The organism is bacterium (assembly GCA_026708015.1).
Taxonomy (GTDB): Bacteria; Actinomycetota; Acidimicrobiia; order Acidimicrobiales; family Bin134; genus Poriferisocius.
Map to the genome: position 1 here is coordinate 17,007 of JAPOVT010000018.1, position 16,202 is coordinate 33,208.

The following is a 16,202-nucleotide window of genomic DNA, read 5'->3' on the forward strand; positions in this document are numbered from 1 at the left end:
CCTTCATATACCCAGCACGGGCCGGAGGAACTTGCCGGTGTAGCTGTGGTCGGAGCGGGCCACCAGCTCGGGAGGGCCCTCGGCGACCACGGTGCCGCCGTTGTCCCCGCCCTCGGGGCCGAGGTCCACGATCCAGTCGGCGGTCTTGACCACGTCGAGGTTGTGCTCGATCACCAGTACGGTGTTGCCCTGATCCACCAGGCGGCTGAGCACGGCCAGCAGCTTGCGGACGTCATCGAAGTGCAATCCGGTGGTGGGCTCGTCGAGGATGTAGATGGTGTGGCCGGTGGGGCGCTTGGCCAACTCCGAGGCCAGCTTCACCCGCTGGGCCTCGCCGCCCGACAGCGTGGGCGCGGGCTGGCCCAGGCGGATGTAGCCGAGCCCCACGTCCACCAGGGTCTGCATGTGACGGGTGATGGCCGGTTGGTTGCCGAAGAACTCCAGAGCGTCGGCGCACGACATGTCCAGCACTTCGGAGATGGTCTTGCCCTTGAACTCGATGTCGAGGGTGTCGCGGTTGTAGCGGGCCCCCTTGCACACCTCGCAGGGCACGTACACGTCGGGCAAAAAATGCATCTCGATTTTGATGGTGCCGTCGCCCGAGCAGGCCTCGCAGCGGCCGCCCTTCACGTTGAAGGAGAACCGGCCCGGCATGTAGCCCCGCACCCGGGACTCGGGGGTCTGGGCGAACAGCTTGCGGATGTGGTCGAACACGCTGGTGTAGGTGGCCGGGTTCGACCGGGGGGTGCGGCCGATGGGCTGCTGGTCGATGTTGATCACCTTGTCGAGGGCCTCGGTGCCGTCGATGCCCTTGTGAAGTCCAGGCGGGATCTTCGACTTGTAGATGCGCTGCATCAGCGACCGGTACAAGATGTCGTTGACCAGGGTGGACTTGCCCGACCCCGACACCCCGGTCACGGTCACGAAACAGCCCAGGGGGATATCGATGTCTATGTCAGCCAGATTGTGCTCCCGAGCGCCCCGGATGGTGAGCCAGTCGTCGCCTGGATTCCGCCGCTGCTCGGGAATCGGGATCGACTTCTTTCCCGACAGGTACTGGCCGGTGAGCGACCCCTTGTTCTTCATCAGGCCGGCCACCGTGCCGGAGTGGACCACCGTGCCGCCGTGCTCGCCGGCGCCGGGGCCGATGTCCACCACGTGGTCGGCCACCCGCACCGTCTCCTCGTCATGCTCCACCACCAGCACGGTGTTGCCCAGATCTCGCATCCGCTCCAGGGTGTCGATGAGCCGGCGGTTGTCCCGCTGGTGCAGGCCGATGGAGGGCTCGTCCAGCACATAGAGCACCCCGACGAGGCCGCTGCCGATCTGCGACGCCAGCCGGATGCGCTGAGCCTCTCCCCCACTCAGGGTGCCGGCCGAGCGGCCCAGAGTCAGATACTCCAGCCCCACATCGAGCAGGAACTTGAGCCGGGCATTGATCTCCTTGAGCACCTGTCCGGCGATGGCCTGATCTCGCTCCGACAGCTCCAGCGAGGCTAGGACGGCCGCTGAGTCCCGGATCGACAGTGAGCACACCTCGTCGATGGTGCGGTTGTCCACGGTCACCGCCAGCGACAGCGGGTTGAGCCGGGCGCCTTGGCACGTCGAACAGGGCACCTCCCGCATGTACCCCTCGATCTGAGCCCGCACCGCGTCGGAGTCCGACTCGCTATGGCGGCGCTGGAGATAGGGGATGACCCCCTCGTAGCGGGCGTTGTAGCGGCGGACTCTCCCATAGCGGTTGCGGAAGCGGACCTCGGTGCGCTGGCCGGAGATGCCCTTGCCGTACAGCAGCAGATCGTGGTGCTTGCGGTCGAGGCTCCCCCACGGCTCGTCCATGGGGATGTCCCGATCTTCGGCCACCGATTCCACCAGGCGCTTGAAGTACTGGTTGTGGCCCTTGGCCCACGGGGCGATGGCCCCATCCACCAGAGCCAGGTCGGGGTCGGGTATCACCAGCTGGGGGTCGACCTCGAATACCGAACCCAGCCCGTCGCACGACTGGCACGCTCCGTACGGCGAGTTGAAGGAGAAGTTGCGGGGGGCCAGTTCCTCGAACGACTTGCCGTCGGAGGGCCGGGACAGGTGCTGGGAGAACGTGATGGTCTGGGGCTCCTCGTCGGAGTCGGGGTCTTGTGGCATGACCATAAGCTCGGCCACGCCCTCGGCCAGCCCCAGGGCCGTCTCCATCGACTCGGTGAGCCGCCGCTCGATGCCCTCGCGCATAATCAGCCGGTCGACCACCACCGAGATGCTGTGCATCTCGTATCGGGCCAGGTCCAGGTCGTCGATGCCGTTGTCCAGCTCGATCAGATCACCGTCGACGATGGCCCGGGCGAATCCGTCGGAGGACAGCTCGGCCAACAGGGTGTCATAGGTGCCCTTGCGCCCTCGCACCACAGGGGCCAGCACCTGGAACCTAGTGTTCTCGTCCATCTCCATCACCCGGTCGACGATCTGCTGGGGGGTCTGGCGCACCAGCCGCTCGCCAGTCTCGGGGTCGTGGGGGATGCCGATGCGGGCAAACAGCAGCCGCAGGTAGTCGTACACCTCGGTGATCGTCCCCACTGTGGATCGGGGATTGCGGGAGGCGCTCTTCTGATCGATGGAGATGGCCGGGGACAAGCCGTCGATGAAGTCCACGTCGGGCTTGTCCATCTGGCCCAGGAATTGGCGGGCGTAGGCCGACAGCGACTCCACATATCGGCGCTGGCCCTCGGCGTAGATGGTGTCGAAGGCCAGCGACGACTTTCCCGACCCGGAGATGCCGGTGAATACGATGAGCTTGTCGCGGGGTATCGTCAGATAGACGTCGCGCAGGTTGTGCTCACGCGCCCCATGGATGACGATCTCGTCGGCCACGCAGTGAACTTATCGGCCCGCGCTGACAATTGAGACAGGAGAGATGGAAAGAGTCGCAGAAAAGAGACCTGAATAGCCCCATGCCCTACCCCCATGTGTTCCAGCCGCTCGACATCGGCGGTTGCACGCTGCCCAACCGCATCGTCCGGGCCGCCCACAGCACCGGCTCCGTGGGCGAGGATCTGATCGCCTACCACGAGGCCCGGGCCAAGGGAGGCGCGGCCCTGACCGTTCTCCAGATCGCCGGCGTCCACCCGTCCTCTCCAACCGACATCCCGGTGTTCGCCGATCGAGTGCTGCCGTTCTATGAGGAGATGGCCGCCCGCATTCATGCCGCTGGGGGCAAGGTGTTCCAGCAGCTTTGGCACGGGGGCGCAGCCATCGAACAGCGGTCGCTACAGAACTACCAGCAACCCCTGGCCCCCAGCGCCATCCCCAGCCCGATGGTGGGCGTGGTCCCCCAGGAGTTGACCACCGCGATGATCGACGAACTGGTGGAGGCATTCGCCGCGGCGGCCCACAGGTGCGAAGAGGGCGGACTCGACGGGGTGGAACTCCATGGCGCCCACGGCTACCTGATCGGCCAGTTCCTCTCCCCCGCCACCAACCTGCGCGACGACAACTACGGCGGGAGCCTGGAGAACCGCGTCCGGTTCCTGAGGGAGATCCTGGTCGCCATCCGGGCCGAGACCAGCCCCGGCTTCCCCGTGGGCCTACGAATCTCAGCCGACGACCAGATCGAGGGCGGAGTTGAACCGGATGAAGCCGCCGCCATCGCCAAACTGGTGGAGCCCGATATCGACTTCCTGGATGTGTCACTGTCGTCGTACTGGCGATTCCACCGGCTGTTGTCCACGCTGGACGAGAGGCTGGGTTACGAGGTGCCCGCCAGCGAAGTGGTGACTGCGGCGGTGGACGTGCCCACCATCGTCACCGGCCGCATCACCACCCTCGACCATGCCGAGCATCTGATCAAGAGCGGCGTAGCCGATCTGGTGTCAATCGTCCGGGGAATGATCGCCGACCCCGAACTGGTGGCCAAGGCCCGCGACGGCCGGGAGAACGAGATCCGCCCGTGCATCGGCACGTCGGTGGGATGCGTGGCCCGGTTCATGGTGGCGGGAAAGATGCGCTGTGTAGTGAATGCCGCCGCGGGGCAGGAGTCTTCGGTGCCGTTCGAGCCAGCCGACCGAGCGACCCAGCCCAAGCGGGTGCTGGTGGCCGGGGGCGGACCGGCAGGCCTGGAGACGGCCCGCACCGCGGCGCTGATGGGTCACGAAGTGGTTCTCTACGAGATGACCGGCGAGTTGGGCGGCCAGGTCTGCATAGCCGCTTCAGCGCCGCCCCGTTCCGACCTGGGGGCGATCACCGCGTTCTTGGCCGACGAGCTCGACCGCCTGGGGGTGGCCGTGAAGCTCCGCTCCCCCGTCGATCCCGACGTGGTGGCCGATGAGCGGCCCGACGAGCTCATCATCGCCACCGGCACCACCCCCCGGCGCGGCTTCCAGATCTCCGCGCCGTCGACGCCGGTTCCCGGCGCCGACCTGCCCCACGTTTGCACCAGTTGGGAGGTGCTGGGATTCGGGGGTCGGGCCGCTATCGGCCAAAGGGCAATCGTCTACGACGACACCGGCACGTTCGAGGCCATCTCGGTGTGCGACGCCCTTATGGCCGCAGGAGCAGAGGTGACATTCCTCAGCCGCCACGAGCAGCTTGGGGCGACGATCCTGTACCCAGCCGCCACCGTCGAGGCCAGCCGGGAGCGGCTGTTCGCGGGGGCGTTCTCGTTCACCCCCGCAGTGGCGCTGAGGGAGATCACCCCAGAAGCAGTTGTGACCCGCGACCTGGGCACCTACACCGAGCGACGCTTCGAGGCCGACACTGTGGTGATCGTCAGCTACCACGACTGCAACCGCGAGCTGGCCGACCACTTGCAAGCCGAAATGTCGGATCAGACAGACACCCCACCGTTCAACATGCACCTGGTGGGCGACGTGAACGGAACCAACAGCATCATGGCCGCCATCCACGCCGGGGCCCGGGTCGGACGGGAGATCTAAGGCACCGTCATCGACGGCAAGAACCGGATTGGTCGGTAGCATCGCATAGGTGAGCAACTTGGGGAACGCTGCGTTTCGGATGGTGTCGTCGTTCGAGCCGGCGGGTGATCAGCCCAAAGCCATCGGCCAGCTTTCGGAGGGGTTGAATCGCGGGGACCGATTCCAGACGCTCCTGGGAATCACCGGGTCGGGCAAGAGCGCAACGGTGGCCTGGACCATCGAGCAGGTGCAGCGCCCCACCCTGGTGCTGGCCCCCAACAAGTCGCTGGCCGCCCAGTTGGCCAATGAGATGCGGGAGTTCTTCCCCAGCAACCGGGTGGAGTACTTCGTGTCGTACTACGACTACTACCAACCCGAGGCCTACATGCCGGCCTCCGACACCTACATCGAGAAAGACTCGTCAGTCAACGACGAGATCGACCGGCTGCGCCACTCCACCACCGAGGCCCTGCTGACCCGCCGAGACGTGATCGTGGTGGCCTCGGTGTCGTGCATCTACGGACTGGGAGGCCCCGACGAGTACAAGAACCTGCTGTGCATTTCCAAGGTGGGCGAGAGCTACGACCAGCGGGACCTGCTGCGCCGGCTGGTGGACATGCAGTACGAGCGCAACGACACCAATCTGGTGAGGGGCCGTTTCCGGGTGCGGGGCGACGTCATCGAGGTTCACCCTGCGTATGAGGAGTTTGTGGTTCGCATTCAGCTATTCGGCGACGAGGTGGAGCAGATAACCACCGTCGACCCGGTGACCGGGGAGCGGCTCCACTCGTTGAGCGAGGTCGTCGTCTTCCCGGCCACCCACTATGTAGCCGGCGAGGAGCGGATGCGCCAGGCCATGGAGGGGATCGAGATCGAGCTCCAGGAGCGGCTGGCCTATTTCGAGAAGGAGGGCAAGCTGCTGGAGGCCCAGCGGCTGCGGATGCGTACCACCTACGACCTGGAGATGATGCAGGAGATCGGGTTCTGCAACGGCATCGAGAACTATTCCCGCCACATCGATGGGCGGTCACCCGGGGAGCGGCCCTACACGTTATTGGACTACTTCCCCGACGACTTCATCACCGTGATCGATGAGTCCCACGTGGCAGTGCCCCAACTTCACGGCCAGTACGAGGGCGACCGGAGCCGCAAGAACACCCTGGTGGACCACGGCTTCCGGCTGCCGTCAGCGGTGGACAACCGCCCGCTGCGTTTCGAGGAAGTTATGGAGCGGGTGGGCCAAGTGGTATTTCTGTCGGCCACTCCTAGCGACTATGAGATCGGCGTGTCCGCCCAGGTGGTGGAGCAGATCGTGCGGCCAACTGGTCTAGTGGACCCCGAAGTGCAGGTGCGCCCCACCAAGGGCCAGATCGACGACCTGATGAAGCTCATCGAAGACCGCACCGAGCGAGGCCAGCGGGTGCTGGTAACCACGCTGACCAAGAAGATGGCCGAGGATCTCACCGAGTATCTGCTGGAACTGGGCGTGCAGGTCCGCTACTTGCACAGCGAGGTGGACACCATCGAGAGGATCGAAATTCTGCGGGACCTGCGGCTAGGCGAATTCGACGTGTTGGTGGGTATCAACCTGCTGCGGGAGGGGCTCGACCTGCCCGAAGTGTCGCTGGTGGCCATTCTGGATGCCGACAAAGAGGGATTCCTGCGCAGTGAGACCTCGCTAATCCAAACCATCGGCCGGGCAGCCCGCAACGTAGACGGCCAGGTGATCATGTACGCCGATATGGTGACCGATTCCATGAGACGGGCCATCTCCGAGACCCATCGGCGGCGGGGATTGCAGCAGGCGTTCAACGAGCAGCACGGCATCAACCCCCAAACCATCCGCAAGGCAGTCAGCGACATCCTGGCCGAGCTGCGCCCCGCTGAGGACGGGGCGCCCATTCCCGGAGGCAGCCAGCGCTCCCGCACCATGGATCAATCGCGGCGGCGCCCCGATGTGATCGACTTGGACTCCGGCGGAATCGAGCGCCTCATCCACACCCTGACCGAGGAGATGAACGAGGCCGCCACCGACCTGAAGTTCGAATACGCCGCCCGTCTGCGCGACGAGATCAAGGACTTGCAGCGCGACCTTCGGGCAATGGCCTGAGGTCAGCTCTCTTCCAGAAAGGCTTCCTCTTGGGGCAGCCTTCGCTTAGGTATGCTCGACCGGCTCCTCGATGACCGCTTCGGGAGCCTCTGAGCCGCCTTCGCCCTCATGCTCGGCGGGAGCTTCGAGAGCCTCTGAGCCGTCGTTGCCCTCATGCTCGGCGGGAGCTTCGGGAGCCTCTGAGCCGCCTTCGCCCTCATGCTCGGCGGGAGCGGATTCGAGGGCCTCGCCGGAATCGGAGTAGTACTCGGCCCACGCCAGATCTTCGTCGGCGGCCACATCCTCGGTTGCCGCACCGATGTAGTTGCCCTCGGCGTCGTAGGCGTGCTCGCCGAAGTGCTCTTGGAACTCGGCCGCCACCACGCCGCCCTCGGCCGCCTGCTTGATGGACAGGCTTATGCGGCGCCGGTTGATGTCGAGGTCGATGATCTTCACCCACAGCTCCTCGCCGGGGGTGACCACCTGCTCGGGCAGATCGATGTGATGGGAGGAAATCTCCGAAATGTGGACCAGGCCCTCGATGCTCTCGCCCACCTGGACGAAGGCTCCGAACGGCACCAGCTTGGTGACCCGCCCGTACACCAGCTCGCCCACCTGGTGGCTGGAGGCGAACTCCTGCCAGGGGTCTTGCTGGGTGGCCTTCAGCGACAGGCTGATGCGCTCCCGGTCGAGGTCCACTTCCAGCACCTGGACCTCGATCTCGTCGCCCACCTGCACCACGGCGCTGGGATGGTCGACGTGCTTCCAGGACAACTCGGACACGTGGACCAGACCGTCCATGCCGCCCAGGTCGACGAATGCCCCGAAGTTGACCACCGAAGACACCACACCGCTGCGGCGCTCGCCTGGCTTGAGATTGTCCAAGAATGCCTCGCGCTGCTCCTTCTCGGTCTCCTCCAGCCAGGCCCGGCGGGACAGCACCACGTTGTTGCGGTTCTTGTCCAGCTCGATGATCTTGGCTTCCAGGGTCTGGCCGATGTAGGGCTGGAGATCCCGCACCCGGCGCAGCTCCACCAGCGAGGCGGGCAAAAAGCCCCGCAGGCCGATGTTCAAGATGAGCCCGCCCTTGACCACCTCGATCACCTTGCCCGAGACGGTGCCGTCCTTCTCCTTGGTCTCCTCGATGTCGCCCCAGGCCCGCTCGTACTGGGCCCGCTTCTTGGACAGGATCAAGTGGCCGTCCTTGTCCTCCTTCTGGAGCACCAGGGCCTCGATCACCTCTCCCAGCGCGACAACCTCGCCAGGATCGATCACATTGCTTATGTCCAGCTCTCGGGACGGGATGATCCCCTCGGCCTTGAACCCAATGTCCAGCAGCACTTCGTCGCGGTCGATCTTGACCACTTTGCCGGAGACAATCTGTCCGTCTTCCACCTGCACCATGGTCGATGCGTAGGCGTCCTCGAGGTGCTGATCGTCTATGTCCTGATCGGTGATCTGGCGGGGGATGTAGTTGCCCTCTTTGTCAAATGTCCCCACTCCTTCGGGGGCATCGAGCACAGCGGTGGCGGCTGGCGGGGCGGATGGTGCGGTATCGGGTTCGGACACGTTGGATTGAGCCTCACAGGAGGAAGTAGATGGGACAATGGGCGCGGCTCAGCAGCCTGAACCGGCCCGTCAATGCTAACAGCCACCCCCGGCCCTGGCTACTTGGGCCTGGCTAGTTGGGGTTACCTACTTGGCGTCGGCCCAGGTGCGCCCAGACGACAGATGCACCTCGAGGGGGACCCGCAGCGGGAAGGCCCGGGCCATGGTGTCAACCGTGAGGTCGGCCACGTCGCCGTGCTCGTCCTCGGGGACTTCCAAGATCACCTCGTCGTGGACCTGGAGGATGATCCGACTGTCGAACCCCCGTTCGTCCAAAGCGTGGTCGAGCCTGACCAGGGCAACCTTGAAGATGTCGGCGGCCAGGCCCTGGATCCCGGAGTTCATGGCCTGGCGCTCAGCGGCCTGGCGGAGCCGGGCATTGCGCGAGTTGATCTCAGGGATCCTGCGCCGTCGACCGAACAGGGTCTCGGTGTAGCCCCGAGTCCGGGCCTCGGCCACTGTTCGGTCCATGTACTCCCTCAGGGCGGGGAACGCCATGAAGTATGCGTCGAGAATCACACCGGCCTCCCGGGTGGGGATGTTGAGCCGCTGGCCCAAGCCGTAGGCCTCCATCCCATAGGCCAGACCGTAGGACACCATCTTGGCGGTGGATCTTTCCTCGATGCCCACCGCGGCTGGGTCGATTCCGAATACCTGGGCGGCAACGGAGGTGTGTACGTCCTGGCCGGACTCGAAGGCTTCGATCAGGCCAGGATCCTCGGCCAGATGGGCAATGCAGCGCAACTCGATCTGGTTGTAGTCGGCCACCAGAAGGATGCACTCGTCGGCGGCCACGAACACCTCTCGGAATACCCGGCCGGTCTCGGTGCGCACCGGGATGTTGTGCAGGTTGGGGGCATCGGAGCTGAGCCGGCCGGTGCGGGCCACCGTCTGGTTGAAGGTGGCCCGGATGCGGTTGTCGGGCTCGATCCCCACTGCGGCCACCAGTCCCTCGCCATAGGTGGAGCGCAGCTTCTCCACCTCCCGGTAATCCAGTAATTCGTCCACTATCGGATGCTCGCCCCGCAGCTTCTCCAGTGTGGCGGCGTCGGTGGAGTAGGCCCCGGTCCGGGTCTTCTTCTGGGGGGGCAGCCCAAGCCTCTCGAACAGCAGCTCGCCCACCTGTTTGGAGGAGTTCACATTGAAGCTCCCCTCGCCGGCCGTATCGATCACCGACACCCGAAGCCGCTCGGCTTCTGAGGCCAGCCGGTCTCGCAGACGAGTCAGTCCCTCCACATCCACCCCGATGCCCACATGCTCCATGCGGGCCAGCACCCGCACCAGGGGTACTTCCATGTCGTCGTTCAAGCCCTTCAGCCCTTGGGCGTCCAACGCCGCCAGCAGGGGGGCGGCCAAATGGGCCACGGCCAGAGCCTGGAGCCCAGCCTGCACCGAGGTATCCACTGATTCGCCGGACTTGTCGCCGAACAGCCGTCCTTCGTCAGACTGATCGGCCACCGGGAGCTCCATCGACGTGTGGGTGCGCATCAAGTCGCTCAGTTCGTAGCGTCCGCTGGCGGGGTCCAGCAGATAAGCCGCTATCCGAGTGTCCAAGACCAGCCCAGTGGCATCTATGCCTCTCGACAGCAGCCACAAGACAAGTGGCTTGGCATCGTGGGCAATGAAGGGATTTCCCTCGCCGAACAACCCGGCCAGAGCTCCGTGTCCCGACGTCTCCAACAGATCGGCCGGCAGCCATACCGCCTTCCCCGCTTCGAGATCAGCGGACAGGGCAATCCCCAGCAGCTCGCAGCGGTGGGGCTGGCGGGGATCGAGCGGTTCGCCCCAGGCCGGCGCCAGCGCCACCGGTTCCGAAGCGGCCGCTAGGCCGTTCAGCGTATTGGCCGCGGCATCTGCGGTGGACAGGGCGTCCACGGTCGCCTCCAGTGCGCCGGCCCCGTCTTCGGCACCGCCCAGCTCCACGCCCAGCACGTCGGCCACGAACTCGCCGAATCTGCGGAATTCCAAGAAATCGAACAGATCCTTGACTTCAGAGGGATCGGGCTGGCCGATATCCAGATCTTCCACGCCCACCTCCAAGGGGACGTCGCGCAGCAGCTCCATCAGCTCCAGGTTCATGGTCACCCGGTCTTGGGCCTCGCCCAGGTTCTCTTGAAGCTTGGGAGTCTGGTCCCCCAGGTGCTGATACAGCTCGTCGATGCCGCCGTAGGCGTTGATCAACTTGGCCGCGGTCTTCTCCCCCACCCCGTTCACGCCGGGCAGGTTGTCGGAAGTGTCCCCCCGCAGTGCGGCGTAGGCCACGTAGTCGGCCGGCTTCACTCCGGTGCGCTCCTCGATGCCGGCCTCGTCGTACAGGGCGTAGTCGGACACGCCCCGCTTGTTGTAGAGCACTCGGACGTGGGGATCCTCCACCAGCTGGTAGGCGTCCCGGTCGCCGGTCACCACGATCACGTCCAGGCCCCGGTCGCGGGCCTGAGTGGCCAAGGTGGCTATCACGTCGTCGGCCTCCACCCCGGCGTGTTCCACTGAGGTGATTTTGAGTGTGTCAACCAGCTGGCGGACCAGTCCCATCTGCTGTCGGAGGGTGTCAGGGGTCTCGCGGCGATTGGCCTTGTAACTGGAGATCCGCTCGTGGCGGAAGGTGGACTCGGGACGGTCGAAGGCCACCGCCACCCGGTCGGGGCGGTGGTCGCGCAGCAGCGTCAAGAGCATCATGGTGAATCCGTACACCGCGTTGGTCACCTGGCCGCTGGCGGTGGTCATGTCCTCGGGCAGGGCGAAGAAGGCCCGGTAGGCCAGCGAGTTGCCGTCAACCAGCATGACCGTGCCCGACTCAGCCATCTTTCGGGCCTCCGCCCAGCGCCTTCAGCTGATCGGCGCTCATCTCAACGATCTCGGCGGCCACCTCGGCCATCGACCGGCGCTCGCCCATGGCCTGGTGCTGGATGTGGCTGTAGGCATCGGCCTCCGACATGGAGGCGACGTCCATCAATCGGCCTTTGGCCCGGTCAATGGCCTTGCGGGCCTCCAGCCGGGCCTCGGCCCGCTCGACTTGGTGGTTGAGCTCCTTCAGCTCCTTGAACCGCACCAGGGCAACCTCCACCGCGGGCACCAGCTCAGCCCGCTCAAAGGGCTTCACCAGATAGGCCAGCGCGCCGGCGTCGGCCGCCCGGGCGATCAGATCCCGCTGGCTGAACGCGGTAAGCAGCAACACCGCGCACAGCCGCTCGTCGCGGATCTGACTGGCGACGGTGATTCCGTCGGTGCCCGGCATCTTCACGTCCAAGATGGCCACATGGGGACGCTTCTCCCGCACGAGGTCCAGCACTTGGTCGCCCCGGCTGGTCTCACCCACCACCTCGTAGCCCTCTTCTTCCAAGGTCTCGCGCAAATCCAGGCGGATGATGGCCTCGTCCTCGGCTAACACGATCCGCACCGGTTCATCGGTCGAAGCGGTGCCGGGTAGGGCCGACGGATCAGACATCGGAGTAGAACTTGTCGAGCAGTTCGTCTTGTTGTTGCTCCAGGTTGTGTATCTCGTCGAACAGGCGGGCGCGGTGCCGGACCATGGTCTCCGCCTGGCGTGCGGCGTCGCGGTGCTGGCGCTCGGCGGCCGGGGTCTCTGAAACCAGCGCCCGCAGGCGGGCATCGTCGGCCAGATCCTCAAAATGAAGGCACTGCTCCTCGACCACCTCTAGGTCGGCCCTCAGCCGCTTCAACCGGTCGGCCAACTCGGCCAACCGCCGCTCTGCCCTGTTCTGGACCACGATCCGATGCTATTACCCCCGCCCCGTCAGACACTGCTTCGGCTGCTCGACACAGCGAACCGCCCCACTAGCCTCTTGTCGGGCCAACCCGAGGCGAGGAGGACACCGATGAGCGACGAGATTCTGGAGAACGCAGTCAACGGCAAGGTCTGGGCCGACTTCTGCGACAACCTGAAGGAGGCCGGCCAGATCATCCTCGACAACAGCACCGAGGACCTCGACCGGCTGGAGGGATTCCGCTATCTGAGCCGTCTCACCAGAGGAGAACTCGGGCGCCTCGAAAACCATGGGCCTGGGCACACCCAAGTCCTGCCCATCCCCCACAACGTGAAGATCGGCTGTGACAACCCCGACGCCCTCTACCAGGGTGTCGCCATCAGCGGTGCTCTCGACTATCGCATCCGCGGGCCGCGGGGCACGGTCAACTATCTGAGCTTGAACGCACTCTCCGGCAGCTTCGGGATGGGAGGTGCTCCCCCCGATCGGCAGGGCAACCTGGCTTTCAACGACCCCCAGCCCGGCGAGCAGGTCGATGTGATCGCCAGTGCCAGCGAACCCGAACATGTCGAGCCTGGACAGCGGTGGCTCCCCACTGGACCGGAGACCAATCAGATCGTCATCCGCAACTTCTACCTCGACCGCCACACCGAACGGCCTTCCGAGCTCCAAATCGAGTGCCTCAACGGGCCCGATGGGACTCCTCCCCCGCTGAGCCCCCAGCGCTTGACCCACGGCTTGGCCCGGGCCGCCTTGGGGGTACACGGCATTGCCCGGCGTTTTGTCGAGTGGCTGGACATGTTCCAAGAGCGGCCCAACACGCTGGAGTTCCTTCCGCCGCGGGATGGCCCCGGCGGGTGGGGCGACCCCACCCAGATGTTCCGCCACGGCTATTGGACGCTCGAGCCCGGCCAGGCCCTGGTGATCGACGTGCCGCCCATCGACGTGTATTACTGGAACTTCCAGCTCAACAACATCTGGGAGGAGTCGTTGGACTACAACTGGCTCCAGGTGACGGTCAACAAGCACAGCGCGGTGTATGAGCCCGACGGTACGGCCCGCATCATCGTGGCCGACGAGGATCCCGGCTTCGCCAACTGGATCGACACCAACCACCGCCGCCACGGCACCATGGGCATGCGCTACAACCAAGTGGTGGAGGACATCCCGCCGACACTGAGAGTCATGGACGTGGCCGACCTGCCCAGCCTGCGCTAGGGCTGCATCGCCAATTCACTTTGCCCTAACCAGGTCGATGACCCCGATGGACGGGCGGACGCCGACCCCACGATTACAGCGGCGGCAATCACGTAGTAATTCACTTTGTGGTCCTCAGGAGATTTGTCTGCGCCCCCCTGTGGACCCACCCGTAACCGGGATCATATGACCCCGAACCTTCGATTACTGGTCGGACCCCAGTAGGGAATCGAACACAAGCGAATCGGCCTGTTGTCGGTAGAAAACCTTGGAATTACGCTTCATCCATGAGCCACGAACCGGGTCACGACGCTCTGGGAATCTCTGGAGCCGACACACCGGCAACTGAGCCCCGCAAGAAAATCACGAACAAGGTCTATGAGCATGAGCTAGCTCGACTCCAAGAGGAGTTGGTGCGGTTGCAGCGCTGGATTCGCCACAAGGGCCTCAAGGTGGTGGTGCTCTTCGAAGGACGCGACGCGGCTGGCAAGGGCGGAGTGATCAAGCGCATCGCCGAGCGGACCAACCCCCGGGTGGTGCGGGTGGTGGCGCTGGGCACGCCGAGCGACCGGGAGAAAACGCAGTGGTGGTTCCAGCGCTATGTGGCCGAGTTGCCCGCCGCCGGGGAAATGATCCTGTTCGACCGCAGTTGGTACAACCGGGGGCTGGTGGAGCCAGTGATGGGATTCTGCACCGAAGAGGAGTACCGCGAGTTCCTGCGCTCGTGCCCGGAGTTCGAGCGCATGCTGGTGCGATCGGGAATCATCCTGATCAAGTACTGGTTCTCGGTGAGCGACGAGGAGCAAGAACGCCGGTTCCAGAACCGGATCTCCGACCCGCTGCGGCGCTGGAAGCTGTCGCCGATGGACATTCAGGCCCGAACCCGGTGGGTTGAGTTCTCCAAGGCCAAAGACACGCTCTTCGCCCACACCGACATCAAGCAGGCTCCGTGGTACGTGGTGAACGCCGACTCCAAGAAGGCGGCCCGGCTCAACTGCATCTCACACTTGCTGTCGATGATCCCCTACGAGGAAGTGCCCTGGGAGGAAGTCGAGCTGCCCGAGCGCCAAGACCGCGCCGGCTACGTGCGCCCGCCTCTGTCGGACCAGACCTTCGTCCCCGAGGTCTACTAAGAATCCCCTCCGCCAACTGGCCCCCACATTGACCGCTCAATCTTTAGCGGGTCGGCGGCCGGGGTTGAGTCGCCGTCGAGGATCATTGTCATGCGCTCATCGAGTTCGTAGCGGGGCCAAGGGCCGAGCTCGCTAGTTGACGGGTCGCCGCTGCGGGCGAAGGCGGCCCAGGCTGATCGCATGCCTCGGCCCAGCGCCTCAGCGGCTTCATCGGCGCCTATGAACTCGCTCCAGCCGTCCACGTGGAAGCTGTCGAGCGCGAAGGGCAGATCGATGGCGTGGAACGCCCCCTTGTCCGGATCGGCCTGGGAGCACCACCGGAAGTCGTACATATAGGTGCGGGCCCCGGCGCCGGCCCGATAGTCGGCCAGCCGCTGGATGGGTTCTCGCATGGAGACATCGGTATTGATGGCAGTGAGAATGTCGCTGTCAGTAGTCCAGGCAGTGCCCTCGGCCGCCTGGCGATACTCCCGTATCACCGCCTCCACCTCGTTGATCGACGGTTCGGCCCCGGTTCTCTTGGCCATGTGGCTTCTCACCAGGTGAAACAGGATTAGGTCAGAGTTTCCGGCGGGCAGCTCCTGCTGGAACAAGCGCAGTTCGTGGGCTGTCGCGCCGACGAGCACATCGATATCGGTCGCGACCCTCTTTCGGAGCCTCTTTTTTGGTGGAGCAGGAACAAGCACTCCATCCACAACAGGGTGAAACGGCATCGCTCCTGCTTCGGTGAACATCTCCATGGCGGTCTGGACTTGGCCGGCAACTATCTCCCCTGGCTCCAACTGACGGAGCCCCGCCACATCGCTCACGCCCACGTTGCCCAGGAAGCAGCGGGCGACCTTGGCGGCAACTTTGGGCGACTGGGTCATGTCGGCACCGGGGCTCTGCATGATGGCCCGTCGCATTACCGACGAGATGCCCGGAGCGCCGAGCAGGTGCAGGATCGACCCGGCCCCGGCCGACTCGCCGAATGCGGTCAGCGTCGACGGATCGCCACCGAAGGCAGCCGCGTTGGCAGCAATCCAATCCAACCCGAGCCGCACGTCGTGTAGACCGCAGTTGACCGTGGTGTTCCCACCACCCGGCATTTTCCGAAGATCCATGAAGCCGAGCGCCCCCACCCGATAGTTCACCGACGCCACAACCACCTGCTGCTCAGCCGCCAACCGCGCCCCGTTGTAAAGCGGGAACGAGCCTCCCCCGGTCAAGAAGGCCCCGCCGTAGATCCACACCATCACCGGCAGTCCAGCCTCGTCCCCCGCCGGGACCCACACATTGAGCGTGAGGCAGTCCTCCGACACCGAGTCGGTGCTCGTCCCCGGAATCACCCCGGTGTACGGGCCATCCACGCTCTGAATCGGATCGGGCCCGAACGCACTCGCATCCAGCACCCCCTCCCACGGCTCAGCGGCCTCCGGAGCACAGAAGCGCAGCTCCCCCACCGGCGGCTTCCCAAACGGAATCCCCAAAAACTGCCGCACCGCCCCATAAGGCGTGTCAACAACTACCCCCCGAACCGTTCCATGCGTCGTCTCCACCACGGCCTCTG

Annotated in this window: 10 protein-coding genes; 4 read left to right on the forward strand and 6 right to left on the reverse strand. The window is 65.1% G+C overall.

Annotated elements, in window-relative coordinates; genetic code table 11:
* Nucleotides 1-3: 3 nt before the first annotated feature.
* On the reverse strand, nucleotides 4-2,862 hold the full coding sequence (gene uvrA, locus OXG30_03660; protein MCY4133994.1) for an excinuclease ABC subunit UvrA: 2,859 nt from the start codon (nucleotides 2,860-2,862) through the stop codon (nucleotides 4-6).
* An 80-nt stretch (nucleotides 2,863-2,942) separates the two neighbouring features.
* Between uvrA and OXG30_03665 the strand changes: the two genes are divergently transcribed.
* Nucleotides 2,943-4,922, forward strand: coding sequence for an FAD-dependent oxidoreductase (locus tag OXG30_03665; GenBank protein MCY4133995.1), 1,980 nt, complete (start codon nucleotides 2,943-2,945; stop codon nucleotides 4,920-4,922).
* Nucleotides 4,923-5,001: 79 nt separating this feature from the next.
* Entirely contained in the window at nucleotides 5,002-7,011 is a 2,010-nt protein-coding gene (gene uvrB, locus OXG30_03670; protein ID MCY4133996.1) for an excinuclease ABC subunit UvrB, read from the forward strand.
* Between the two features lie 45 nt (nucleotides 7,012-7,056).
* Here the strand turns inward: uvrB and rpsA are convergent, their stop codons facing one another.
* The 4 genes from rpsA to OXG30_03690 all read right to left on the reverse strand — a co-directional run bounded on the left by rpsA (nucleotide 7,057) and on the right by OXG30_03690 (nucleotide 12,326).
* Complete coding sequence (gene rpsA, locus OXG30_03675; protein ID MCY4133997.1) at nucleotides 7,057-8,433, reverse strand: 30S ribosomal protein S1; 1,377 nt, start codon at nucleotides 8,431-8,433, stop codon at nucleotides 7,057-7,059.
* A 252-nt stretch (nucleotides 8,434-8,685) separates the two neighbouring features.
* Nucleotides 8,686-11,400 (reverse strand): DNA polymerase I, encoded by a 2,715-nt coding sequence (gene polA, locus OXG30_03680; GenBank protein ID MCY4133998.1) that lies wholly within the window; start codon nucleotides 11,398-11,400, stop codon nucleotides 8,686-8,688.
* Nucleotides 11,393-12,043 carry a response regulator gene (locus OXG30_03685; protein ID MCY4133999.1) on the reverse strand — a complete coding sequence of 217 codons (651 nt, stop codon included), beginning with the start codon at nucleotides 12,041-12,043 and terminating at the stop codon, nucleotides 11,393-11,395. Before OXG30_03685 ends, polA begins: the two co-directional genes overlap by 8 nt.
* Nucleotides 12,036-12,326, reverse strand: a complete 291-nt coding sequence (locus tag OXG30_03690) for a hypothetical protein (GenBank protein MCY4134000.1) — start codon at nucleotides 12,324-12,326, stop codon at nucleotides 12,036-12,038. The genes OXG30_03685 and OXG30_03690 overlap by 8 nt, the downstream gene beginning before the upstream one ends.
* A 108-nt stretch (nucleotides 12,327-12,434) precedes the next feature.
* On the opposite strand from OXG30_03690, the gene OXG30_03695 reads away from it, so the two are divergent.
* Both OXG30_03695 and ppk2 read left to right on the forward strand, forming a co-directional pair.
* Nucleotides 12,435-13,541 (forward strand): hypothetical protein, encoded by a 1,107-nt coding sequence (locus OXG30_03695; GenBank protein MCY4134001.1) that lies wholly within the window; start codon nucleotides 12,435-12,437, stop codon nucleotides 13,539-13,541.
* Between the two features lie 266 nt (nucleotides 13,542-13,807).
* Nucleotides 13,808-14,653 (forward strand): polyphosphate kinase 2, encoded by an 846-nt coding sequence (gene ppk2, locus OXG30_03700; GenBank protein ID MCY4134002.1) that lies wholly within the window; start codon nucleotides 13,808-13,810, stop codon nucleotides 14,651-14,653.
* On the opposite strand, the gene OXG30_03705 is transcribed toward ppk2, so the two are convergent.
* Complete coding sequence (locus OXG30_03705) at nucleotides 14,650-16,191, reverse strand: carboxylesterase family protein (GenBank protein MCY4134003.1); 1,542 nt, start codon at nucleotides 16,189-16,191, stop codon at nucleotides 14,650-14,652. The two genes, ppk2 and OXG30_03705, sit on opposite strands and share 4 nt — an antisense overlap.
* Between the last annotated feature and the right edge of the window lie 11 nt (nucleotides 16,192-16,202).